This is a genomic window from Oceanicola sp. 502str15 (assembly GCF_024105635.1).
Taxonomy (GTDB): domain Bacteria; phylum Pseudomonadota; class Alphaproteobacteria; order Rhodobacterales; family Rhodobacteraceae; genus Vannielia.
In genome coordinates, this window is sequence record NZ_WYDQ01000001.1 from 3,869,146 (window position 1) to 3,889,777 (window position 20,632).

Below are 20,632 nucleotides of genomic sequence, written 5' to 3' on the forward strand. Positions count from 1 at the left end.
CTGGCGGGGCTCGTCGCGGGTGTGGAGCGCGGTCCGAAAACCGCGCTCCGACAGATGCTTACTCGCTGATCAGACCCAGCTGAGTGAGGTAAGCCTTGTGGCTGGCGAGAAGCGCGGCGGCTTCCGGCGAACGGGTGCCCCAGTCTTCCCATGCAGCCTGAGCACCCTTGCGGAACTCTGCGCGGTCTTCCGGCGACCAGTCGTAGAGGGTCACGCCGTTGGCGGTGAGCTCGGCGGCGGCTTCAGCGTTGGCCTTCTCGTTCGACAGCGCGATCTGGAAGGAGAGCTTCTGCCAGGCAGTGTCGATGATGCGGCGCTGCTGCTCGGTCATCCCGTCCCACACGTCCTTGTTGCAGGCGAGGTGGTCGGACGGCATGGAGTGGAAGCCCGGGTAGGTGGCGTGCTTCACGATGTCATAGAGACCGAGGCCGACGTTGTTGGCGAGGCCCGAGGCATCGGCACCGTCGATGATGCCGGTTTCCAGCGCGGTGAAGATCTCGGTGAAGTCCATCACGATCGGCGAGGCGCCGAGCTTTTCGAAGATCTCGGTTTCCATGCCGGGGGGCGAACGGAACTTCCAGCCTTTCAGGTCTTCGAAGCCGTTGAGCGGCTTGGAGGACGAGAGCGACTCCTGGCCGTAGATCGACCAGCCGATGAGCTGCATGCCCTGGGCGTTGTAGAGTTCCTGAGCGGCGGCGTAGCCGTCACCGTAGTAGAGCCAGGAATACTGCTGCCAGGGGGTGTCGTAGCCACCCATGATGTCGCCGACGAACTGGAACGCGGGGTTCTTGCCGGTCTGGTAGGCGCCGCCGGTGGCGTCGCAGTCGACGATGCCGTTGATGGCGGCGTCGAAGGTCTCGGTCGTGGCAACCACGGACGAGGAGTAGAACATCTCGATCGTGATGTCGCCGCCGGACATGGTCTGGACGTCGTCGATCCAAGTGGCCAGCGCCTGGCCGGTGGGATGCTCGGTGGCATAGTGGGTCTGGATCCGAAGAGTGATCGGATCAGCGGACACGGCGCCTGCCACGAGGGCAGCGGCCGTGGCCGTTGAGAAAACGGTCGAAAGTTTCATCTAGAGTTACCTCCCTGCGCGGCCCTTACCCTCCCCGGGCGGCACCGCTTTTCGTACTGCGCGTCCTCCAACGCGCGGCGACAGATGGCATACCATCTCGCGTGAAACTATCGGAAGCCATGTCGACAATCAACGGGTTTTGGTATACCAAATTTGCCGGAGAGGCACTTTTTGGTGGTTGATTTCCGGGCAGATGCCCACAAATCGCCTGTGCCTGGGGGGAATCGCTCAAAAGAGGCCGGAGATGTCGGACAAACTGCTGCCCGAGCAAATTGCAAAGCGTTTGCGGCGGGAGATCCTGCGGGGAAAACTGCGCCCCGGTGCCTCCATCAAGGAGCGCGACAACGCGGCCGAGCTTGGTGTGAGCCGGACCCCGATGCGGGAGGCGATTCGAATCCTGTCGCTGGAGGGGCTGGTGGAACTTCGCCCGTCGCGCAGCCCGATCGTTTCTGACCCGACCTGGAAAGAGGTGGTCGACAACCTCGAAGTGCTCAAGGCGCTCGAACTGCTCTCCGGCGAGCTGGCAGTGGTTAATGCCACCGAGGCCGATATAGATGCCGCCGCCGCGGTGCAGGCGCGGATGGAAGAGCTGGCCCCCACGACCGACGAGATCGACCTGTTCGAGATCGACATGGAATTTCACAGCGCCGTCGTCCGCGCGGCCGGAAACCCGGCGCTGGCCGAGACCCACGGCGCCTATCTTGCCAAGATGTGGCGCGCGCGGTTTCTGGGCAGCCGGATCGGGCGCAGCCAGCAACGCGTGTTCGACGAGCACAACGGAATCATCGAAGGCCTGCGCGAGCGCGACAAGCGGCGGGTGAAGGCGACGATTTCGGCCCACCTCGATGCGCTGCGCCGCCAGATCCGGCGGCACTTTGATACGAACACCCGCGTGGGCGAGCTTCAGACCCCGCAGGCAACAGACAAGGCGAGCGACGTCACCACGGCTAAGTGACGCCCTCGCCCCGGATATTCTCAGCAAAAGGAAGACAAAGCCTATGAAACTCTTGCGTTTTGGTCCCGCGGGCGCGGAAAAGCCCGGCATTCTCGATAGTGACGGGAAGGTGCGTGATCTTTCTGGCAAGGTCGATGACTTCGCCGGTGCCGGTGTGTCGCTGGAGGCGCTGGAAGCGATCCGCGCGATCGACGTGACCAGCCTGCCGGTGGTCGAAGAGCCGGGCCGGATCGGAAGCTGCGTGGCAAGCGTGCCCAACTTCTTCTGCATCGGGCTGAACTATACCAAGCACGCCGAGGAAACCGGCGCCGAGCCGCCCAAGGAGCCGATCATTTTCTCGAAGGCCTCCAGCGCGCTCTCCGGCCCCTTCGATCCGGTGATCATTCCGCGCGACTCGGTGAAGGGTGACTGGGAAGTGGAGCTTGGCGTGGTGATCGGCAAGGAGGCGCTCTACGTCTCCGAGGAAGATGCCCTGAGCTACGTCGCGGGCTATTGCACCATCAACGATGTCTCCGAGCGCGAATTCCAGATCGAGAAGGGCGGCCAGTGGATCAAGGGCAAATCGGCCCCCACCTTCGGCCCGACCGGCCCGTACTTGGTGAGTGCCGACGAGGTGCCCAACCCGCAGGCGCTGCGTGTTTCGCTCGACCTGAACGGCGAGACGGTGCAGGATTCGAACACCGATGACATGATCTTCACCGTGGCCGAGATCATCAGCTACATGAGCCGTTTCATGAAGCTCCAGCCCGGCGACATCATCGCCACCGGAACGCCCTCGGGCGTGGGCATGGGGATGAAGCCACAGCGGTTCCTGAAACCGGGCGACGTGATGGAAATCGAGGTCGAAGGCCTCGGGCGTCAGCGGCAGGAGACCGTTGCGGCGCAGTAACGGGAGACGGGGATGGCACGGACGGAAAACCTCAATGCCATTCTCTATTTCGAGTCGGTGGCGCGGCGGGGCACGCTCTCCCGCGCTGCCGAAGAGCTTTCGGTTTCGCCCTCGGCCGTCAGCCAGCAGATCAAGCTTCTGGAGCAGCAGCTTGGCGTGAAGCTGTTTCGCCGGGACGGGCGGCAGCTTTCGCTGACGCTGGAGGGGGAGCAGCTTTACCAATCGGCGGGCACCGCGTTGCGGATGCTGAAGGATGCGCGGCAGAACCTCGGGCGGTCGCGGGAGACGCGGCGGCTGAACTTGCGGGTCGCGCCGTCGTTCGGGGTGCTGTGGCTGGGGCCGCGGCTTTCGCGTTTTGTCGAAAAGCACCCGGAGTGGGAGTTGCGGGTGGATGCCGCGCCAGATCCCACAGATTTCGACCGCGAGATCATGGATCTCGACATTCGCTATGGCACCGGCGACTGGCGCGGCATGCATGTGGAGCCGGTGGTCGAGGATCACATTCTGCCGCTGGCGACGCCGGACTACCTGGCCCGGCTGGAAGGCAATCCGCTGGAGGCGGGGCGGTTCATCGACTCGGCCCGCAACCTCTGCCAGTGGGACACATGGTTGCTGCGCAACGGTATAGAGACCCCGGCCAACCGCAAGACGCTGTTGATGGACCGCTCCTCGATGGCGCTGCAGCTGGCGCTCGACGGGATAGGGATGGTGCTGGAATCGCTGGTGGTGGCGGGGCGCGAGGTGGCCGAGGGGCGGCTGGTGCCGGTCACGCCGCAGGTGCCGGTGCTGCGGTTTCCAGCGCATTGGGCGATCTGCCCGAGTCGCTACCTGGGGCGACGGGCGGTGCAGATCTTTCTGGGCTGGATTGCCGAGGAGGCCGAACTGCACGATGCCGAGGTGGCCGGCATCGTGGCGCGGCATGGGCTGGTGGTGGAGAGCTTCGAGAGTGTGACTGAGCTGACCGGGTGAGGCGGGCCCGTCAATGAACCCGCCCGCGAGGGCTAGTGGATCAGTGAGCCGCCGTTCACGTCCACCTCGGAGCCGGTGACATAGGCGGCGAGGTCGGAGGCGAGGAAGAGGGCGCAGCCCGCCACGTCGGAGGCTTCGCCAGCGCGGCCCATCGGGATGCCGTCGAGCACCATCGCCTTCATTTCGTTGGTCAGCTTGCCTGCGGTGATGTCGGTGGCGATGAAGCCGGGGCAGATCGCGTTGGAGCGCACGTTGTCGGGCGCGGCCTCGCGGGCCATGGCCTTGGTGAGACCGAGCACGCCGGCCTTGGCGGCGGAGTAATGCGGGCCGCCGAAGATGCCGCCGCCGCGCTGGGCGGAGACGGAGGACATGTTGACGATGGAGCCGCTCTTGCGGCCCCGCATGTGGGGCAGGGCGGCCTGGCTCATGTAGAGGGTGCCGCGCAGGTTCACATCGAGCACGGCTTCGTAGTTCTCGGGTGCGATCTCCATGAATTTCAGCGGCTGGGTGATGCCCGCGTTGTTCACGAGGATGTCGACCTGCCCGAAAGCCGCCAGCACCGCCGCAAAGGCTGCTTCGCAGGCTTCCTTGTCGGTGACATTGCACGCCAGCCCGATGTGGCCCTCGCCGGGGAGGTCCGCCGCAGCCGAAGCCGCTGCATCGGCATCCAGGTCCAGCACCGCCACGCGGCAGCCGTGCTCGGCGAAGAGCTTCGCGGTGGCCTTGCCGAGGCCGCGCGGGCTGGCGGCGCCGGTGATGATGGCGGTCTTTCCGGTGAGAAGGTCGGGCATTGGACTTCAGCTTTCGTGAACGGGTTTTCCGGTGAGCGCCTCATAGGCGCGGATGACGAGGGCATCGTCCGCCTTGCCGTGGCCAAGGGCGCGGGCGGCGGAGAAGAGTTGCAGCGAGAGGGCGGCGAGCGGCACGGGGGCCTCGGCCTCCTTGGCGGTTTCCTCGACCAGGCCGAGGTCCTTGATGAATATCTCGACGGTGGAGGTGACTTCGGGGTCGGCCTCCATCATCCGGGGCCCGCGGTTGCCGAGCATCCAGCTTGCGCCTGCCGAGGCCATGACGATCTCGTGCAGCTTTGCCGGATCGCAGCCTGCCTTGGCGCCAAAGCTCATCAGCTCGGCGGCGGCGGCGATGTGCACGCCGGCGGCGAGCTGGTGGACGACCTTGTAGGTGGCGCCCATGCCCGGCTCATCGCCAAGGCGGTGCAGCGTGCCTGCGGTGGCCTCGAGCACCTTTTCAGCGCGGGCGAAGGCGGCGGGAGAGCCGCTGGCCATGATGGTGAGCGTGCCCGCCTCGGCCCCGACCTGCCCGCCGGAGACCGGCGCGTCGAGCAGGTGGTGGCCCATCGCGGCCAGGTCCTCGCCGATGGCGCGGGCGGCGGAGGGGGCGACGGTGGACGACAGCATGACGGTGGCGCCGGGCGAGAGCGCCTCGGCGGCACCGGCCTCGAACAGCGCGGCGCGGGCCTGGGCGGCGTTGACCACCATCAGCACCAGCAGCGAGGCGCCGTTTGCGGCCTCGGCGGCGGAGCTGGCGGGGGTGCCGCCCATTGCCGCAAGCGCGTCGAGCGCGGGCTGGGCCATGTCGAAGCCTGTCAGCGGGATGCCCGCGGCGAGGATGTTCTTGGCCATGCCGCGGCCCATGACGCCGAGGCCGATGATTGCGGTGCCAGTGTTCGTGTCAGTCATTGAGCCAGCCCTTTACCCTTGTGGTGATGCTGGCCACCGATAGCCCGTATTGATCGTGAAGCGAAGGGAGGGCGCCCGCGTCGAGGAACTCGTCGGGCAGGGCGACTTGCCGGAAGGGCACATGCACCTGATTGCGGGCCAGCGCCCCGGCGACGGCTTCACCGAGGCCGCCGGTGATGGAGTGGTTTTCGGCCGTCACCACCAGCCTGCCGCCCTTGGCCGCCTCGGCGCAGATGGTGGCCTCGTCGAGCGGCTTGATGGTGGGCGAGTGGAGCACGGCGCAGCTCACCCCATCGGCCTCCAGCGCGGCGGCGGCATCGAGGCAGCGCATGGTCATGAAGCCGGAGGAGACGAAGAGCAAATCGCTGCCGGGGCGGATTTCCTTGGCCTTACCCAACTCGAACTTGTAGCCGTATTCGCCCAACACGTTGGGCACCTTGCCGCGCAGCAGACGCATGTAGGCGGGGCCGGGATAGTCGGCCAGCGCGCGGGTGGCCTGATCGGTTTCCACCGCATCGCAGGGGTCGAGCACCGTCATGTTCGGCATGCCGCGCATGATGGCGAGGTCTTCGGTGGCCTGATGCGAGGGGCCGTAGCCGGTGGTGAGGCCGGGCAGGGCGCAGACGATCTTGACCGGCAGGTTCTCCTCGGCAATCGCCATGACGATGAAGTCATAGGCGCGGCGCGAGGCGAAGACGGCGTAGGTGGTGGCAAAGGGGGTGAAGCCCTCGCGGGCCATGCCTGCCGCCGCCGACATCAGCAGCGCCTCGGCCATGCCCATCTGGTAGAACCGGTCGGGGTAGGCCTGCGCGAAGACATGCAGGTCGGTGTATTTGCTCAGGTCGGCGGTGAGGCCGACGATATCTTCGCGTGTCTTGGCGAGGTCGACCAGCGCGTGGCCGAAGGGGGCGGCGATGGTATCGCGGCCCTCGGCATCGAGCGAGGCGATCATGGCGGAGGTGCGCGCGCCGCGCTCGGCGGGCTTGGGCCGGGCGATATGGGCCGGTGTGCGGCGGGAGTTGGGGCCGATGCTCATTCGGGTTTCTCCCGGTCCAGATGGGCCAGCGCCTTGGCCCATTCCTCGGGCTCGACGCGGACGAAATGGGTGATTTCGCGCTCTTCCAGAAAGGGCACGCCCTTGCACATCTTCGTATTGCAGATGATCGCGCGGGGCTTTGGCTCGGTCAGGTTGCGGGCGCGGTCGAAGGCGGCCACGACGGCCTCGATATCATTGCCGTCGACCTCCTCGGCGTGCCAGCCGAAGGCCTGCCATTTGGCGGCCTCGGTGCCCGGCCCGGTGGCGAGGGCCTCCATGGTCGGGCCGTCGGCCTGCTGGTTGTTGAAATCGACGATGGCGATGAGGTTATCGAGCTTCCATGCGGCGCCGCCCATGACGGCCTCCCATGTGGAGCCTTCGCCCAGCTCGCCATCGGAGAGCATGTTGTAGACAAAGGCGTCGTTGCCCTTGCGCTTCAGCCCCAGCGCCATGCCCACGGCGATGCCGAGGCCGTGGCCGAGCGAGCCGCCGGTGATTTCCATGCCCGGCGTATAGGCGGCCATGCCCGACATCGGCAGGCGGCTGTCATCCATGCCGTAGGTTTCGATCTCGTCTTCCGGCAGGATCCCGGCCTCGATCATCGCTGCGTAGAGCGCGATGGCGTAATGGCCGATGGAGAGGAGAAAGCGATCCCGCCCTTCCCAGTCGGGATCGCCCGGGCGATAGCGCATGGCATGGAAGTAGGACACCGCCAGAACGTCGGCCGATCCGAGCGCCTGCCCAATGTATCCCTGCCCCTGCACCTCGCCCATCCGCAGCGCGTTGCGTCGGATGGCCCAGGCCCGGCGGGCGAGGCTCACGTTCGATCCTGCCGCATGTTCCACTGGCCGCTCCTCCCTTGCGCCTTGTTCCTCCGAAGGCGGTTCTGGCAGGGCGGGGCGGCTCGGGCAACGATGTATTCTTAAAGTGTGGTGAAGCTGGTCTTAAAGATCGCATAGGAGAATTTGATGGAAGCTCCCGGCGGTGCGGGCCTAGTTTGCCGGTGAAACAAGGGAGTTGAGCCATGAACCTTTCAAGCATGTTGGCGGCGCGGGCCGCAGGGGGAAAGCCGGTGCGCGTGGGGCTGATCGGGGCGGGCAAGTTCGGCTCGATGATCCTTGCGCAGGCGCGGCATATCGAGGGGCTGCACGTGGTTGCGGTGGCCGATCTGGACCCGGCAAAGGCGCGCGGTTCTTTTGCGCGGGTGCATTGGCCGGAGGAGCAATACGGCGCGGCCTCCGCCGATGATGCGCTGAGCACCGGCAAGACATGGATCACCGACAGCGCCGCCGAGGTGATGGCCTGCGACGAGATCGAGTGCATCATCGAGGCCACCGGACACCCGCTGGCGGGCACGCGGCACGCGCTGGCGGCGATCGAGGCGGGCAAGCATGTGGTCATGGTCAACGTCGAGGCCGATGTGATGGTGGGCGCGTTGCTGGCCGAGAAGGCGCGCAAGGCGGGCGTGGTCTACTCGATGGCCTATGGCGACCAGCCCGCCGCGATGTGCGAGCTGGTGGATTGGGTCAAGAGCTGCGGCTTTGAGCTGGTGGCGGCGGGCAAGGGCATGAACTTCTGCCCCTCCTATCGCTACTCCACCCCCGATACGGTGTGGGACTACTTCGATTTCACGCCCGAGCAGGTGGCCTCGGGGGACTTCAATCCGAAGATGTACAACTCCTTCACCGATGGCACCAAGGCGGCCATCGAGATGGCGGCAGTGGCCAATGCGACCGGCATGGACTGCCCGAAGGACGGGCTGGCCTTTCCGCCCGCCGGGCTTCAGGACCTTGCCGAAGTGTTCAAGCCGGTGAGCGAGGGCGGGCAGTTGGAGAAGGCGGGGATTGTCGATATCGCCGCCTCCCGCGAGCCGGACGGGCGCACGGTGCTGAACAACATCCAGTACGGCATGTTCGTGACCTTCAAGGCGCCGAACGAATACACCCGCCAGTGCTTCAACCAATACGGGCTGATGACCGACAAGAGCGGCTGGTATGGCTCGATGTGGCGGCCCTTCCACCTGATCGGGTTGGAAACCGCGATGTCGGTGCTTTCGGCCTGCCTGCGCGGCGAGCCGACCGGCAGTTCGCGGCTGTTCCGGGCGGATGCGGTGGCGACGGCGAAGGGCAACTTTCAGGCGGGCGAGTTCCTCGATGGGGAAGGTGGCTTCAAGGTCTGGGCGAAGGCGATTCCGGCAACGGAATCGGCCGCGCTCAATGCGCTGCCCATCGGGCTGGCTCACCATGTGAAGCTGAAGCGCCCGGTCAGCCGCGATCAGGTTGTGAGCCTTGACGATGTGGATATCGTCGATGATCTCGACATCCATGCCCTGCGCGATGAGCAGCGGCGGCTGTTGTCGCCTGCTCCGGCGGATACCCAGGCGGCAAAGCCCGCTCTGGCCGACGCTTGATCGACCTCGCCGCCTTGTCGTTCTAGGACGGGGCGGCGGTGCTTTGCCGGGCGACCAGCTCGACGCTGATCGTTTCAACCCGGCCTTGCCCGGAGGCGGCCAGCGGGTCGTCTGCCGAGGCGATGCGCTCCAGCAGGAGCCGGGCTGACTGGCGGCCAAGGGCGTGCCGGTCCTGACGGATGGTGGTGAGGGCCGGTGTATAGACCTTGCTCAACTCGATATCGTCGAAGCCCACGACCGAGATATCCTCGGGCACCCGCACCCCTGCCGCATTGAGCGTGGACATCAGTGCAAAGGCCACCTGGTCGGAGGCGCAGAACACGGCGCTCGGGCGCTCCTCCATGGCGATGATCCGCTGCGCGGCCTCGCGGCCCGAGGCGAGCGAGAAGTCGCCACGGATGATCCAGTCATCGCGGCTGGGCAGGCCGAGGCGCGCGCGTTCGGCCAGCATTCCGGCGCGACGGGCCTTGGTGAGCACATTGCCTGCCGGACCGGTCACATGGGCAATGTCACGATGGCCGAGGTCGTAGAGATGCTGAACGGCCAGCCGCGCCCCTTCCTCATTGTCGGAGCGCACCGAAGGTAGGCTGGCCCCATCGACCCATTCGCAGGCAAAGACGATACGGTCGGCAACCCCGGCGGCATCGAAGGCCTCGAGATCCGCCGGGGCGAGGCCGCCATCGAGCGAGATCATCCCGTCGATGCGCCCGTCGAGAAAGTATCCGGCCAGTTCGCGTCCGCCGGACGCGCTGCTGGCGGTGTCGGCAATGAGCACCGAGGTATCGCTGCCCGCGAAGCTCTCGGAAATCGCGGCAAGAATTGTGCTGAAGAACGGGTTGCCCAAGTTGGGCACCAGCACCAGAACCGCACCGGCCTTCTGCATCCGCAGGTTTCGCGCGGCATGATTTACCCGGTAGCCGGTGATTCGAACGGCATCTTCCACCGCTTTGCGTGTGCTCTCGGTGAGCAGGTCGGGGTTGGACAATGCCCGGCTGACCGTGGCCGTCGAAACCCCGGCCTCCCGCGCAACATCCCGAATTCTGACCGTTTTTTGAGCCACTGAAAAAATTCCCATCCGCCTTGCCTGATAGCGATAACGCGGCGCTTGACAAGGGCGGCAGTGCCGGAAACTATCCATGTAATCGTTTACATACAAGCCCGAGAGTTCATGGGCTTTGAAGTTTACGGGCGAGGAGGCCCTGAACATGTAAACGATTACAGGCGCCGTGGAGGCGGCGTTGAAAACGTAAGGGCCTGCCACGCGCAGCGCCCGCAGGGAGGAATAGAGATGACGTTTCGCACCATTCTGATGGCGGGTACGGCGCTGTGCGCGGGCACCGCCCTTTCGGCTGCCGATCTCGAAGTGACCCATTGGTGGACTTCGGGCGGCGAGGCGGCTGCCGTGCAGCAGTTTGCCACCGAGTTCGAGAGCCAGACTGACCACAAGTGGGTCGACGGCGCGATTGCCGGGGGCGGGGGCACCGCCCGCCCGGTGATGGTGAGCCGGATCATCGGGGGCGACCCGATGGGGGCGTTCCAGTTCAACCACGGGCGGCAGGCCGAGGAACTGATCGAGGCCGGGCTGCTGCGCGACATGACCCATGTGGCCGAGGCCGAGGGCTGGAAGGATATCGTGAACCCGCCGAGCCTGCTGGATGCCTGCACGGTTGATGGCAAGATTTACTGCGCGCCGGTGAACATCCATTCGTGGCAGTGGCTGTGGCTTTCCAACAAGGCGTTTGCCGATGCCGGCGTCGAGGTGCCGACCAACTGGGACGAGTTCGTGGCCGCCGCGCCCGCGCTGAAGGAGGCGGGCATTCAGCCGATGGCCCTGGGCGGGCAGAGCTGGCAGAGTTCGGGCGCGTTCAACGTGCTGATGGCCACGCTGGCCGGGCCGGACGTGTTGCAGAAGATCTATGGCGACGGAGATGCCGAGCTGGCCGGGGGTGAGGAGATGGCCCGCGTGTTCAAGGCCGCCGAGGACATGCGCGGCATGGTCGAAGGCTCCAACGTGCAGGACTGGAATCAGGCCACCAACATGGTGATCACCGCCAAGGCCGGCGGGCAGATCATGGGTGACTGGGCGCAGGGCGAATTTGCCGTGGCGGGCCAGAAAGCCGGTGAGGATTACACCTGCCTGCCGGGCCTCGGGGTGATCGAGGTGCTCTCGACCGGGGGCGATGCCTTCTACTTCCCCGAGACCGGCGATGCCGAGATCGAGGCGGCGCAGGACGCGCTGGCCGCGACCCTGCTGGCGCCGCAGACACAGGTGGCCTTCAACCTCAAGAAAGGCTCGCTGCCGATCCGGGGCGATGTGGACCTCGCCGCCGCGAATGACTGCATGAAGAAGGGCCTCCAGCTGCTCGCCGACGGCAAGACCATGCCCGACGTGAACATGCTGAACACCGAAGACACCAACAACCAGCTCAACGATCTCTTCGTTCAGTTCTTCCAGGATCCGTCGATCAGCGCCGAGGATGCTCAGGCGCGCTTTGTCGGGATCGTGGAAAACAAGGACTGATCTCGCGTCTACCCAGGGGCCGGGCCGCGCAAGTGGCCCGGTTCCGGGGCAGTGCGACTGTGCGAAGAGGGGAGCGCCATGGCTTCGGCCCGCCCGTCAGGGCTTTTCAGGAACATCAACGCCAAGATCGCCGCCATCCCGATGGTGCTGACCGCCTTGGTGGTTTTCACCGGCGGCACGATCTGGACGGTGGTTTACAGCTTCACCAACTCCAAGCTGCTGCCGCGCGAGAAGTTCGTGGGCTTGCAGCAATACGAGCGGCTCTGGAGCACCGAGCGCTGGAACGTGGCGATCGAGAACCTGATGATCTACGGCGCGTGCATGGTGGTGTTCAGCCTCGTGATCGGCTTCGTGCTCGCCGCGCTGCTCGACCAGAAGATCCGGTTTGAAAACACCTTCCGCACCATCCTGCTTTATCCCTTCGCCCTCAGTTTCATCGTGACCGGCCTTGTCTGGCAATGGCTGCTCAACCCCGATTTCGGCATCCAGTCGGTGATCCGGGCGATGGGTTGGACGAGCTTTGATTTCGACCCGCTCTATGACGCCGATATCGTCATCTACGGCGTGCTCATCGCCGGGCTGTGGCAGGGCACCGGGCTGGTGATGTGCCTGATGCTGGCGGGGCTGCGCGGCATAGATCAGGAGATCTGGAAGGCGGCGCGGGTGGACGGGATTCCGATGTGGAAGACCTATATCTTCATCGTCATTCCGATGATGCGTCCGGTGTTCATCACCACGCTGGTCATCATCGCCAGCGGCATCGTGCGGCTTTACGACCTGATCGTGGCGCAGACGGGAGGCGGGCCGGGGATCGCCTCGGATGTGCCGGCGAAATACGTTTATGACTACATGTTTCAGGGGCAGAACCTTGGGCAGGGCTTTGCCGCCTCGACGATGATGCTGCTGGCGGTGCTGATCGTCATCATCCCCTGGGCCTATCTGGAATTCGGGGGGAAGAAGCGTGTCTGATCCGGGCATCCTTGCCACCGCCGCCGTCGGGGCCGATGCGCTCGAGGGGCCGAGCGGCCCCAAGCCGCGCCGCCGGTTTTCGCGGCGCAACATCTTCATCTACGGCACGCTGATCGTGGTGGCGCTCTACTACCTGCTGCCGCTCTACGTGATGATCGTGACCTCGCTGAAGGGGATGCCCGAAATCCGGCTGGGCAACATCTTTGCGCCGCCGGTGGAGATTACCTTTCAGCCATGGGTGAAAGCATGGGCAGAGGCCTGCACCGGGCTGAACTGCGACGGGCTTTCGCGCGGATTCTGGAACTCGGTGCGGATCACGGTGCCCTCGGTAGCGCTCTCGATCTTGATCGCGAGCGTCAACGGCTACGCGCTGGCGAACTGGCGGTTCAAGGGGGCGGATATCTTCTTCACCATCCTGATCTTCGGGGCCTTCATCCCCTATCAGGTGATGCTCTATCCGATCGTCATCATCCTGCGGGAGATCGGGCTGTACGGCTCGCTGACCGGGCTGATCCTTGTGCATTCGGTCTTCGGGATGCCGATTTTGACGCTGCTGTTCCGCAACTACTTCACCTCGCTGCCAGAGGAGCTGTTCAAGGCGGCGCGGGTCGATGGGGCGGGGTTCTGGCAGATTTACTTTCAGATCATGCTGCCAATGTCCCTGCCGATCTTCGTGGTGGCGATGATCCTGCAAGTCACTGGAATCTGGAACGATTTCCTATTCGGCGTGGTCTACACCAAGCCCGACCTCTACCCGATGACGGTGCAGCTCAACAACATCGTCAACTCGGTGCAGGGGGTGAAGGAATACAACGTCAACATGGCGGCGACCCTGCTCACCGGGCTGGTGCCGCTCATCATCTACTTCATCTCGGGAAAGCTCTTCGTGCGTGGCATCGCTGCGGGCGCGGTCAAAGGTTGAGGCATGGAAAACAGTATTGAAATCAAACACCTCGATCTGTCCTTCGGCGCCGTCAAGGTGCTGCGCGACCTGAACCTCGAAGTGAAGCAGGGAGAGTTTCTGGTGCTGCTCGGCTCCTCGGGCTGCGGCAAGTCGACCCTGCTCAACTGCATCGCCGGGCTGCTCGATGTGACCGGCGGGCAGATCTGGATCGGCGGCAAGAACGTGACATGGGAGGAGCCGTCGCGGCGCGGGATCGGCATGGTGTTTCAGAGCTATGCGCTCTACCCGCAGATGACGGTGCGCGGCAATCTGACCTTTGGCCTAAAGAACGCGGGCATCCCCAAGGCGGAAATTGCACAGCGGGTGGAGCGGGCGGCCAAGGTGCTGCAAATGGATGCGCTGCTGGACCGCAAGCCCTCCGCGCTTTCGGGCGGGCAGCGGCAGCGGGTGGCGATTGGCCGGGCGCTGGTGCGCGACGTGGATGTGTTCCTGTTCGACGAGCCGCTCTCCAACCTTGATGCCAAGCTGAGGGCCGACCTGCGGGTGGAGATCAAGCAGCTTCATGCGACGCTGGGCAACACGATGATCTATGTCACCCACGACCAGATCGAGGCGATGACGCTGGCCGACAGGATCGCGATCATGAAAAGCGGGATGATCCTGCAACTCGACTCCCCGAACGAAATCTACAACCGCCCGGCCAGCAAATACGTGGCCGAGTTCATCGGCTCTCCGACGATGAATTTCTTCGAGGGCGAGGTGCAGGGCGGGCGGTTTGTGACCGGCGAACTTTCGATCCCGCTGGAGGGCTATGGCTGGCAGGGCGCGCCGGGGGAGGGCGCGGCATGGCTCGGCATAAGGCCCGAGCATATCGCCAGCGACGAGCTGGCCGCGAGCAAGCCCTTTCAGGTGGAGGCGACGGTGGACCTCGTGGAGCCGCTCGGCTCGGACACGCTGCTGCGCTGCGATGTGGCGGGGCGGCATGTGTGGGTGCGGATCGACGGGCAGACCGAGATCGCCCCCGGCGCGCCCCTGCCGCTCGGCTTTTCGGCCGAGCGCGCGCATCTCTTTGATAAAGCGGACGAAACCCGGCTCTGAGCCGATACGACAGGACCGAACATGACGATTTCATACCAGCTCTATTCCTCCCGCGATGCCGGGCCTTGGGAGGAGGTGCTCAGGCATCTTGCCTCGCTCGGCTACGAGAATGTCGAGGGGTTTGGCGGGGTTTACGAAGACCCCCATGCCTTCAAGGCGCTGCTTGACGAGAACGGGCTGGCGATGCCTTCGGGGCATTACTTTCCGCTCGCCTCCTTCGAGGAGGATTTCGACAAGAGCATGGTGGCCGCCAAGGTGCTTGGCATGGAGCGGGTGTTTTGCCCGGCGCCGACCGACGCGTATCGCAACGGCGCCGATCTGGGCGCGTGGAAGGACCTTGCCAATCGGCTCAGCGAGGCGGGCAAGCGGGTGAGGGGCGCGGGGCTGCGCTTTGGCTGGCACAACCACCATTGGGAGTTCATGGCGCTGCCGGATGGCACCCTGCCGATGCATGTGATCCTCGACCTCGCCCCCGAGATCGAATGGGAGATGGACGTGGCCTGGGTGGTGCGCGGCGGGGCCGATCCGCTGAAGTGGATCGACGCGTGGAAGGGCCGGATCACCACGGCCCATGTGAAGGACATCGCCCCCGAGGGGGAGTGCGAGGATGAAGACGGCTGGGCCGATGTGGGCCACGGCACGATGGATTGGGCCGGGCTGATGGCGGCTCTGAGGGGCGCGGGCGTGGACCTGTTCGTGATGGAGCATGACAAGCCGAGTGACGCGCGGCGCTTTGCAGAGCGCTCCATTGCCGCCGTGAAGGAGCTTTGAGCCATGGTTGATGTTCTGGGAATTGGCGTGATCGGCTGCGGCAACATTTCGGCCGCCTACATGCGGCTTGCGCCGCTGTTCAGGGGCATCGAGATGCGGGCCTGCGCCGATCTGAGCGAGGAGGCCGCCAAGGCGCGGGCTGAGGAGTTTGGCCTGCGGGCGGAGAGCATCGACGGGCTGCTGGCGGCCGATGACGTGGATATCGTGGTGAACCTCACGGTGCCCAACGCGCATTTCGAGGTGTCCAAACGTGTGCTGGAGGCGGGCAAGCATGTGTATAGCGAAAAGCCCTTCGTGCTGACGCTGGAGCAGGGCGAGGCGCTGAAGGCGCTGGCCGAGAGCAAGGGCCTGCGGGTTGGCTCGGCGCCCGATACCTTCCTTGGCGGGGCGCATCAGTTGGCGCGGCATCTGGTGGACAGCGAGGCGGTGGGGCGGATCACGAGCGGCACCTGTTTCGTGCAGAGCGCGGGCATGGAGATGTGGCACCCGAACCCGGATTTCTTCTTTCAGCCGGGGGCCGGGCCGGTGCTGGACATTGGCCCCTATTACGTGAGCAACCTCGTGCAGCTGCTCGGGCCGGTGGTGCGCGTTGTGGCGATGAGTTCCAGCGCCAATGAATACCGCACCATCACCTCGCAGCCGCGCCATGGCGAGAAGATCAGGGTGGAGACGCCGACGACGATCCACTCGATCCTGCAATTCGAGAGCGGGGCGCAGGTGACGTTTATCGCCAGTTGGGACGTGTGGCAGCATGGGCATGCGAATATGGAGCTTTATGGCACCGAGGGCACCCTGCATGTGCCGGACCCGAACTTCTTTGGCGGCGAGGTGCGGGTGACGGAGAAGGGGGCGTTTACCAATATTTCCGGCGAGTGGGCGCATCCGTTTGGCAAGTCGAACGAGGGGGTGCGGGCGAATTATCGCACGGCAGGGCTGGCCGATATGGCGCAGGCGATTCTGGAGGGGCGGGCGCATCGGTGTTCGGATGCGTTTGCCACCCATGTGGTGGATGTGATGACCTCGATCCTCAAGGCGGGCGAGGAAGGCCGCGCGCTGGATATTGCCACCACCTGCGCGCGCCCCGAGGCGCTGGGGCCGGATGCGGCGCGGGGGTTGCTGGCATGAGCGTTTATGCGGCGGCGGAGGACCGCTATGAGCGGATGGCGTATCGGCGGTGCGGGCGGTCGGGGCTGAAGCTGCCGGCGGTGTCGCTGGGGCTTTGGCACAACTTCGGGGACGACGCGCCGCATGAGACCAAGCGGGAAATCTGCCGCACGGCCTTCGACCACGGGATCACCCATTTCGACCTCGCCAACAACTACGGGCCGAGGCCGGGCGCGGCGGAGCAGGCCTTTGGCGAGATTTTGCGGACGGATTTTGCGCCTTACCGCGATGAGCTGATCATCTCGTCGAAGGCGGGATACGGCATGTGGCCGGGGCCTTATGGCGAGTGGGGGAGCCGGAAGTATCTGGTGGCGAGTTGTGACCAGTCGCTGAGGCGGATGGGGCTGGATTACGTCGATATCTTCTATTCGCACCGGTTTGACCCGGACACGCCGCTGGAAGAGACGATGGGCGCGCTGGATTACATCGTGCGCTCGGGGCGGGCGCTTTATGCGGGGATTTCCTCGTATAATTCGGAGCGGACGCGGGAGGCGGTGGCGATCCTGAAGGAGCTGGGCACGCCCTGCCTGATCCACCAGCCGAGCTACAACATGATCAACCGCTGGGTCGAGCGGGACGGGTTGAAGGACACGCTGGCGGAGTTGGGCGTCGGCTCGATTGCCTTCACCCCGCTGGCGCAGGGGATGCTGACGGCGAAGTATCTGGGCGGGGTGCCGGACGGTAGCCGGGCCACGCAGGCCAAGAGCCTGCGCAGCGAGATGTTGAACGAGCGGGCGATCGAGAACATCCGGGCGCTCAATGCCATTGCCGAGCTGCGCGGGCAGACGCTGGCGCAGATGGCGATTGCCTGGGTGCTGCGCGGCGGCGGGATCACCACGGCGCTGATCGGGGCGAGCAAGCCCTCTCAGGTGGTGGATTGCGTCGGTGCGGTGGGGAACCTGGAGTTCACGGAAGGAGAGCTGGCGGAGATCGACGAATACGCCGACGAGGAGGCGATCAACCTCTGGGCACAATCTGCCGAGCAAACGAAAGGCGCGGCGCAGCGATGATCCGCAACCCGATCCTCCCCGGCTTCAATCCGGACCCTTCGATCTGCCGGGTGGGCGACGAGTACTTCATCGCGACCTCGACTTTCGAGTGGTACCCGGGCGTGCAGATTCACCGCTCGAAGGACCTGGTGAACTGGGACCTGGCCTGCCGCCCGCTCTCCCGTGCGAGCCAGCTCGATATGCGGGGCGACCCGGACAGCTGCGGCATCTGGGCGCCCTGTTTGAGCTATGCCGATGGCCTCTTCTGGCTCGTTTACACCGACGTGAAGCGGTACGATGGCAACTTCAAGGATGCGCACAATTACATCGTGACTGCGCCTTCGATTGAGGGGCCGTGGAGCGACCCGATCTATGTGAGCAGCCACGGGTTTGACCCATCGCTATTTCATGATGACGACGGGAAGATGTACTGGCTGGTGCTGCAATGGAACCACATCAGCGAGTCGATTGGCGGGAAGCCGAAGACCTCTGCCTTTGACGGCATTCTCTGCCAGGAATGGCACCCGGAGGAGGGGCTGAGGGGAGAGATCAAGGTGATCTCCAAAGGCTCGCCGCTGGGGCTGACCGAGGGGCCGCACCTGAGCAAGCGGAACGGGTGGTATTACCTGACAGTGGCGGAGGGTGGCACGGGGTATGACCATGCGGTGACGATGGCCCGCAGCCGCCATGTGTTCGGCCCCTACGAGCTGCACCCTGACACCCATCTGCTCACGGCCAAGGACGACCCGGACGCGCCGCTGCAGCGCACCGGGCACGGGCAGATTGTGGAGACACCGGAGGGCGAGACCTATCACACCTTCCTGTGCTCCCGCCCGCTTCCGGGGCGGTTCTCGCCGCTTGGCCGCGAGACGGGCATCGAGAAATGCGAGTGGCGGGACGACTGGCTTTACGTCGAGGGTGGCGGCACGCTGGCGCATCTGGAGGTGCCTGCGCCGTTTGATGTGGAGCAGCATCCGCCGGAAGCGATCGAACGCAGGTTTACCGACACCCTGCCGCCGGAGTTCCAATGGCTGCGCACCCCGGAGCCCGAGCGGATCTTCACCCTCACCGGCAAGGCGCTGCGGCTGATCGGGCGGGAGAGCATTGGAAGCTGGTTCGAGCAGAGCCTTGTGGCGCGGCGGCAGGAGCACCTGAAGTATCGCGCTGCCACCACGCTGGAGGTGTTCGAGCCGACCACCTACCAGCAGGCGGCGGGCCTCACGACTTATTACAACCGATACAAGTTTCACTTTGCCGCCCTGTCGTGGAGCGCCGAACACGGGCGCTGCCTGATGCTCATGTCCTGCCCCGGCGACTGGCCGGACGGGCGGATGCAGTTTCCCGCGGCCCCCGTGCCGTTGGAAGACGGGCCCGTCGAGTTGGCCGTCGAGGTCGATCACGCGAAGCAGCAGTTCATTTACCGGCAGGGCGGCGGAAACTGGCAGCCCTTCGGGCCGGAGCTGGACGCGTCCGTGATCTCCGACGAGGGCGGGCGGGGCGAGCATGGGTCGTTCACCGGGGCCTTCGTCGGCATGGCCTGTTTCGATATTACCGGGCAGGGGCAGACGGCCGACTTCACCCGGTTCAGCTACGATCCGACATGAGCTTTGCCAAGCTGGAAATCTTCAATGTGGAGAGCGGCCAGATCACGGCGCTGCTCGAAACCGACCGGCATATCGAAGCGCCCAACTGGGCCGGGGAGGCGCTGATCGTCAACGCCGAGGGCAAGCTGTTCCGGGTGGCGCTGGACGCGCCGGAACTGGTGGAAATCGACACCGGCGGGCACACCCAATGCAACAACGACCACGGCCTTTCGCCCGATGGGCGTTGGTTGGTGATCTCCGACAGCAGCGAGGCCGGCGAGTCCTGCATCTACACGCTTCCGGCCACGGGCGGCGTGCCCGAGCGGATCACCATGCAGACCCCGAGCTGGTGGCATGGCTGGTCACCCGATGGCGAGACGCTGGCCTATACCTGCCGTCGCGAGGGCGTGTTCGGCATTGCGACCATTCCCGAGGCGGGGGGCGATGAAACGGTGCTCATTGCCGGGCGCGGGCACTACGATGGCCCGGACTACACACCGGATGGCGCGCATATCTGGTTCAACTCGGATCGGGGTGGCCAGATGAACCTCTGGCGGATGCGGGCCGATGGCAGCGAACCTGAGGAAATGACCGGCGGCGACAGTGTCGACTGGTTTCCACATCCTTCGCCCGACGGTCGAAATGTGGTGTTTCTGTCCTATCCGCCAGGAACCAGCGGGCACCCGTTTGGCCGCGATGTCGAACTGCGGATGATGCCGGCGGCCGGCGGCGCGGCGAAAACACTGGTCAGCCTCTACGGAGGGCAGGGCACGATCAACGTGCCCTCGTGGTCACCGGACGGGCGGCGCTTTGCCTTTGTGCGCTACGCCCGCCCCGCTGAATCATAGGCCGGATGTCAGGTCGCCTTGGCGACCCGGTTGGCCAGGGCCGCGAAGTTGCGCTGCGAGGCAAGGTGGAGGTAGGTGCACTCCAACTCGTCATTGCGGAACATCTGCATCACCGCTTCATCGCCCAGCGCCTTGAGCTTTTCGCGGTCGACGGAGAAGAAGCCCTGCAGCGTCCGCTTTTCGCCGGTGGGCGTGGTGTAGTTGGCCTGCATCGGCGCGAGCAGCTCCAACTCGGCCAGCCGTTTGGCATAGGCCTGCGTGCGCAGGTGCTGGGCCTGATACTCCTGCTGAAACTTGAGCACGCCCTCGAGGTACTCGGACGGCTTGCCATCCTCGGTAAACATCGCCTCGCCCTTGCCGGTGGTGTTGAGGCAAGCGGCTTCTTCGTCGACGTGCAGGGTCTGGCTGCCGGCCTCGTCCTGATGCGACAGGACAAAGGGATAGCGCCGGATATAGGCGGGCACGTAGGTGCCGAGCCAAGCCCCCTTCTTGCCGATGAAGGCGTTCTTCGACCCGTCGAGACCAAGGATCACCGAGGGCACGGGCGCGGCCGCATCTCCTGCAAAGACAATCGGGTACTCGGCAGCGCAGTGGGCAAACTCGGCGGCCGCGATCGGCACCGAGTTGACCTCGGCGGTAAAGCTGAAATTGCCCGCCGTGTTCACGCTGGTCTTACCGTGCTTTGCCGGATTTACCGCTGTCGGTTTTTCGTAGAACAGCAACTGCTTAGCCATGGTCCGATCTCCTCGCC

General features: G+C 65.1%; 20 protein-coding genes. 13 read left to right on the forward strand and 7 right to left on the reverse strand.

The annotated features are described in order from the left end of the window. Positions 1-58 precede the first annotated feature (58 nt). Positions 59-1,075, reverse strand: coding sequence for a TRAP transporter substrate-binding protein (locus GTH22_RS19015; RefSeq protein ID WP_252947160.1), 1,017 nt, complete (start codon positions 1,073-1,075; stop codon positions 59-61). 244 nt (positions 1,076-1,319) lie between these two features. Between GTH22_RS19015 and GTH22_RS19020 the strand changes: the two genes are divergently transcribed. From GTH22_RS19020 to GTH22_RS19030, 3 genes are read left to right on the forward strand one after another with little or no spacing between them, the layout of a single operon-like run. Continuing rightward, the gene (locus GTH22_RS19020) at positions 1,320-2,030 is read left to right on the forward strand and encodes a GntR family transcriptional regulator (protein ID WP_252947161.1); all 711 of its coding nucleotides are present in this window, start codon (positions 1,320-1,322) and stop codon (positions 2,028-2,030) included. Positions 2,031-2,073: 43 nt separating this feature from the next. Next, positions 2,074-2,919: a fumarylacetoacetate hydrolase family protein gene (locus GTH22_RS19025; protein ID WP_252947162.1), complete on the forward strand. Its 846-nt coding sequence runs from the start codon at positions 2,074-2,076 to the stop codon at positions 2,917-2,919. Positions 2,920-2,931: 12 nt separating this feature from the next. Continuing rightward, entirely contained in the window at positions 2,932-3,888 is a 957-nt protein-coding gene (locus tag GTH22_RS19030; protein ID WP_252947163.1) for a LysR substrate-binding domain-containing protein, read from the forward strand. A gap of 32 nt (positions 3,889-3,920) precedes the next feature. Here GTH22_RS19030 and GTH22_RS19035 read toward each other — a convergent pair whose 3' ends face one another. From GTH22_RS19035 to GTH22_RS19050, 4 genes are read right to left on the reverse strand one after another with little or no spacing between them, the layout of a single operon-like run. Continuing rightward, positions 3,921-4,679: an SDR family NAD(P)-dependent oxidoreductase gene (locus GTH22_RS19035; RefSeq protein WP_252947164.1), complete on the reverse strand. Its 759-nt coding sequence runs from the start codon at positions 4,677-4,679 to the stop codon at positions 3,921-3,923. A gap of 6 nt (positions 4,680-4,685) precedes the next feature. Next, complete coding sequence (locus tag GTH22_RS19040; RefSeq protein WP_252947165.1) at positions 4,686-5,588, reverse strand: NAD(P)-dependent oxidoreductase; 903 nt, start codon at positions 5,586-5,588, stop codon at positions 4,686-4,688. After that, positions 5,581-6,624: a transketolase family protein gene (locus GTH22_RS19045; RefSeq protein WP_252947166.1), complete on the reverse strand. Its 1,044-nt coding sequence runs from the start codon at positions 6,622-6,624 to the stop codon at positions 5,581-5,583. The genes GTH22_RS19040 and GTH22_RS19045 overlap by 8 nt, the downstream gene beginning before the upstream one ends. After that, complete coding sequence (locus tag GTH22_RS19050) at positions 6,621-7,469, reverse strand: transketolase (RefSeq protein WP_371928373.1); 849 nt, start codon at positions 7,467-7,469, stop codon at positions 6,621-6,623. The genes GTH22_RS19045 and GTH22_RS19050 overlap by 4 nt, the downstream gene beginning before the upstream one ends. 179 nt (positions 7,470-7,648) lie before the next feature. Here GTH22_RS19050 and GTH22_RS19055 point away from each other — a divergent pair, with 179 nt between their 5' ends. Beyond that, entirely contained in the window at positions 7,649-9,034 is a 1,386-nt protein-coding gene (locus tag GTH22_RS19055) for an NAD(P)H-dependent oxidoreductase (protein WP_252947167.1), read from the forward strand. Positions 9,035-9,056: 22 nt separating this feature from the next. On the opposite strand, the gene GTH22_RS19060 is transcribed toward GTH22_RS19055, so the two are convergent. Continuing rightward, complete coding sequence (locus tag GTH22_RS19060; RefSeq protein ID WP_252947168.1) at positions 9,057-10,094, reverse strand: substrate-binding domain-containing protein; 1,038 nt, start codon at positions 10,092-10,094, stop codon at positions 9,057-9,059. Positions 10,095-10,322: 228 nt separating this feature from the next. On the opposite strand from GTH22_RS19060, the gene GTH22_RS19065 reads away from it, so the two are divergent. The 9 genes from GTH22_RS19065 to GTH22_RS19105 all read left to right on the forward strand — a co-directional run bounded on the left by GTH22_RS19065 (position 10,323) and on the right by GTH22_RS19105 (position 19,881). Then, entirely contained in the window at positions 10,323-11,555 is a 1,233-nt protein-coding gene (locus GTH22_RS19065; RefSeq protein ID WP_252947169.1) for an ABC transporter substrate-binding protein, read from the forward strand. A gap of 78 nt (positions 11,556-11,633) precedes the next feature. Then, a complete protein-coding gene (locus GTH22_RS19070) occupies positions 11,634-12,524 on the forward strand; it encodes a carbohydrate ABC transporter permease (protein WP_252947170.1) in 891 nt (296 codons plus the stop codon). Further along, the gene (locus GTH22_RS19075) at positions 12,517-13,446 is read left to right on the forward strand and encodes an ABC transporter permease subunit (RefSeq protein WP_252947171.1); all 930 of its coding nucleotides are present in this window, start codon (positions 12,517-12,519) and stop codon (positions 13,444-13,446) included. Before GTH22_RS19070 ends, GTH22_RS19075 begins: the two co-directional genes overlap by 8 nt. Positions 13,447-13,449: 3 nt before the next feature. After that, complete coding sequence (locus tag GTH22_RS19080; protein WP_252947172.1) at positions 13,450-14,526, forward strand: ABC transporter ATP-binding protein; 1,077 nt, start codon at positions 13,450-13,452, stop codon at positions 14,524-14,526. Between the two features lie 21 nt (positions 14,527-14,547). Next, the gene (locus GTH22_RS19085; protein WP_252947173.1) at positions 14,548-15,297 is read left to right on the forward strand and encodes a sugar phosphate isomerase/epimerase; all 750 of its coding nucleotides are present in this window, start codon (positions 14,548-14,550) and stop codon (positions 15,295-15,297) included. Between the two features lie 3 nt (positions 15,298-15,300). Beyond that, the gene (locus GTH22_RS19090) at positions 15,301-16,422 is read left to right on the forward strand and encodes a Gfo/Idh/MocA family protein (RefSeq protein ID WP_252947174.1); all 1,122 of its coding nucleotides are present in this window, start codon (positions 15,301-15,303) and stop codon (positions 16,420-16,422) included. Beyond that, complete coding sequence (gene mgrA, locus GTH22_RS19095; RefSeq protein ID WP_252947175.1) at positions 16,419-17,471, forward strand: L-glyceraldehyde 3-phosphate reductase; 1,053 nt, start codon at positions 16,419-16,421, stop codon at positions 17,469-17,471. Before GTH22_RS19090 ends, mgrA begins: the two co-directional genes overlap by 4 nt. Next, positions 17,468-19,054 (forward strand): glycoside hydrolase family 43 protein, encoded by a 1,587-nt coding sequence (locus GTH22_RS19100; protein ID WP_252947176.1) that lies wholly within the window; start codon positions 17,468-17,470, stop codon positions 19,052-19,054. Before mgrA ends, GTH22_RS19100 begins: the two co-directional genes overlap by 4 nt. Then, on the forward strand, positions 19,051-19,881 hold the full coding sequence (locus GTH22_RS19105) for a hypothetical protein (RefSeq protein WP_252947177.1): 831 nt from the start codon (positions 19,051-19,053) through the stop codon (positions 19,879-19,881). The genes GTH22_RS19100 and GTH22_RS19105 overlap by 4 nt, the downstream gene beginning before the upstream one ends. 8 nt (positions 19,882-19,889) lie before the next feature. Here the strand turns inward: GTH22_RS19105 and GTH22_RS19110 are convergent, their stop codons facing one another. Then, complete coding sequence (locus GTH22_RS19110) at positions 19,890-20,615, reverse strand: SapC family protein (RefSeq protein ID WP_252947178.1); 726 nt, start codon at positions 20,613-20,615, stop codon at positions 19,890-19,892. Positions 20,616-20,632 lie beyond the last annotated feature (17 nt).

Coding starts and splice junctions, on each gene's coding strand:
- GTH22_RS19015 (WP_252947160.1), bottom strand. CDS start 1,075: ATGAAACTTTCGACCGTTTTCTCAACGGCCACGGCCGCTGCCCTCGTG.
- GTH22_RS19020 (WP_252947161.1), top strand. CDS start 1,320: ATGTCGGACAAACTGCTGCCCGAGCAAATTGCAAAGCGTTTGCGGCGG.
- GTH22_RS19025 (WP_252947162.1), top strand. CDS start 2,074: ATGAAACTCTTGCGTTTTGGTCCCGCGGGCGCGGAAAAGCCCGGCATT.
- GTH22_RS19030 (WP_252947163.1), top strand. CDS start 2,932: ATGGCACGGACGGAAAACCTCAATGCCATTCTCTATTTCGAGTCGGTG.
- GTH22_RS19035 (WP_252947164.1), bottom strand. CDS start 4,679: ATGCCCGACCTTCTCACCGGAAAGACCGCCATCATCACCGGCGCCGCC.
- GTH22_RS19040 (WP_252947165.1), bottom strand. CDS start 5,588: ATGACTGACACGAACACTGGCACCGCAATCATCGGCCTCGGCGTCATG.
- GTH22_RS19045 (WP_252947166.1), bottom strand. CDS start 6,624: ATGAGCATCGGCCCCAACTCCCGCCGCACACCGGCCCATATCGCCCGG.
- GTH22_RS19055 (WP_252947167.1), top strand. CDS start 7,649: ATGAACCTTTCAAGCATGTTGGCGGCGCGGGCCGCAGGGGGAAAGCCG.
- GTH22_RS19065 (WP_252947169.1), top strand. CDS start 10,323: ATGACGTTTCGCACCATTCTGATGGCGGGTACGGCGCTGTGCGCGGGC.
- GTH22_RS19070 (WP_252947170.1), top strand. CDS start 11,634: ATGGCTTCGGCCCGCCCGTCAGGGCTTTTCAGGAACATCAACGCCAAG.
- GTH22_RS19080 (WP_252947172.1), top strand. CDS start 13,450: ATGGAAAACAGTATTGAAATCAAACACCTCGATCTGTCCTTCGGCGCC.
- GTH22_RS19085 (WP_252947173.1), top strand. CDS start 14,548: ATGACGATTTCATACCAGCTCTATTCCTCCCGCGATGCCGGGCCTTGG.
- GTH22_RS19090 (WP_252947174.1), top strand. CDS start 15,301: ATGGTTGATGTTCTGGGAATTGGCGTGATCGGCTGCGGCAACATTTCG.
- mgrA (WP_252947175.1), top strand. CDS start 16,419: ATGAGCGTTTATGCGGCGGCGGAGGACCGCTATGAGCGGATGGCGTAT.
- GTH22_RS19100 (WP_252947176.1), top strand. CDS start 17,468: ATGATCCGCAACCCGATCCTCCCCGGCTTCAATCCGGACCCTTCGATC.
- GTH22_RS19105 (WP_252947177.1), top strand. CDS start 19,051: ATGAGCTTTGCCAAGCTGGAAATCTTCAATGTGGAGAGCGGCCAGATC.
- GTH22_RS19110 (WP_252947178.1), bottom strand. CDS start 20,615: ATGGCTAAGCAGTTGCTGTTCTACGAAAAACCGACAGCGGTAAATCCG.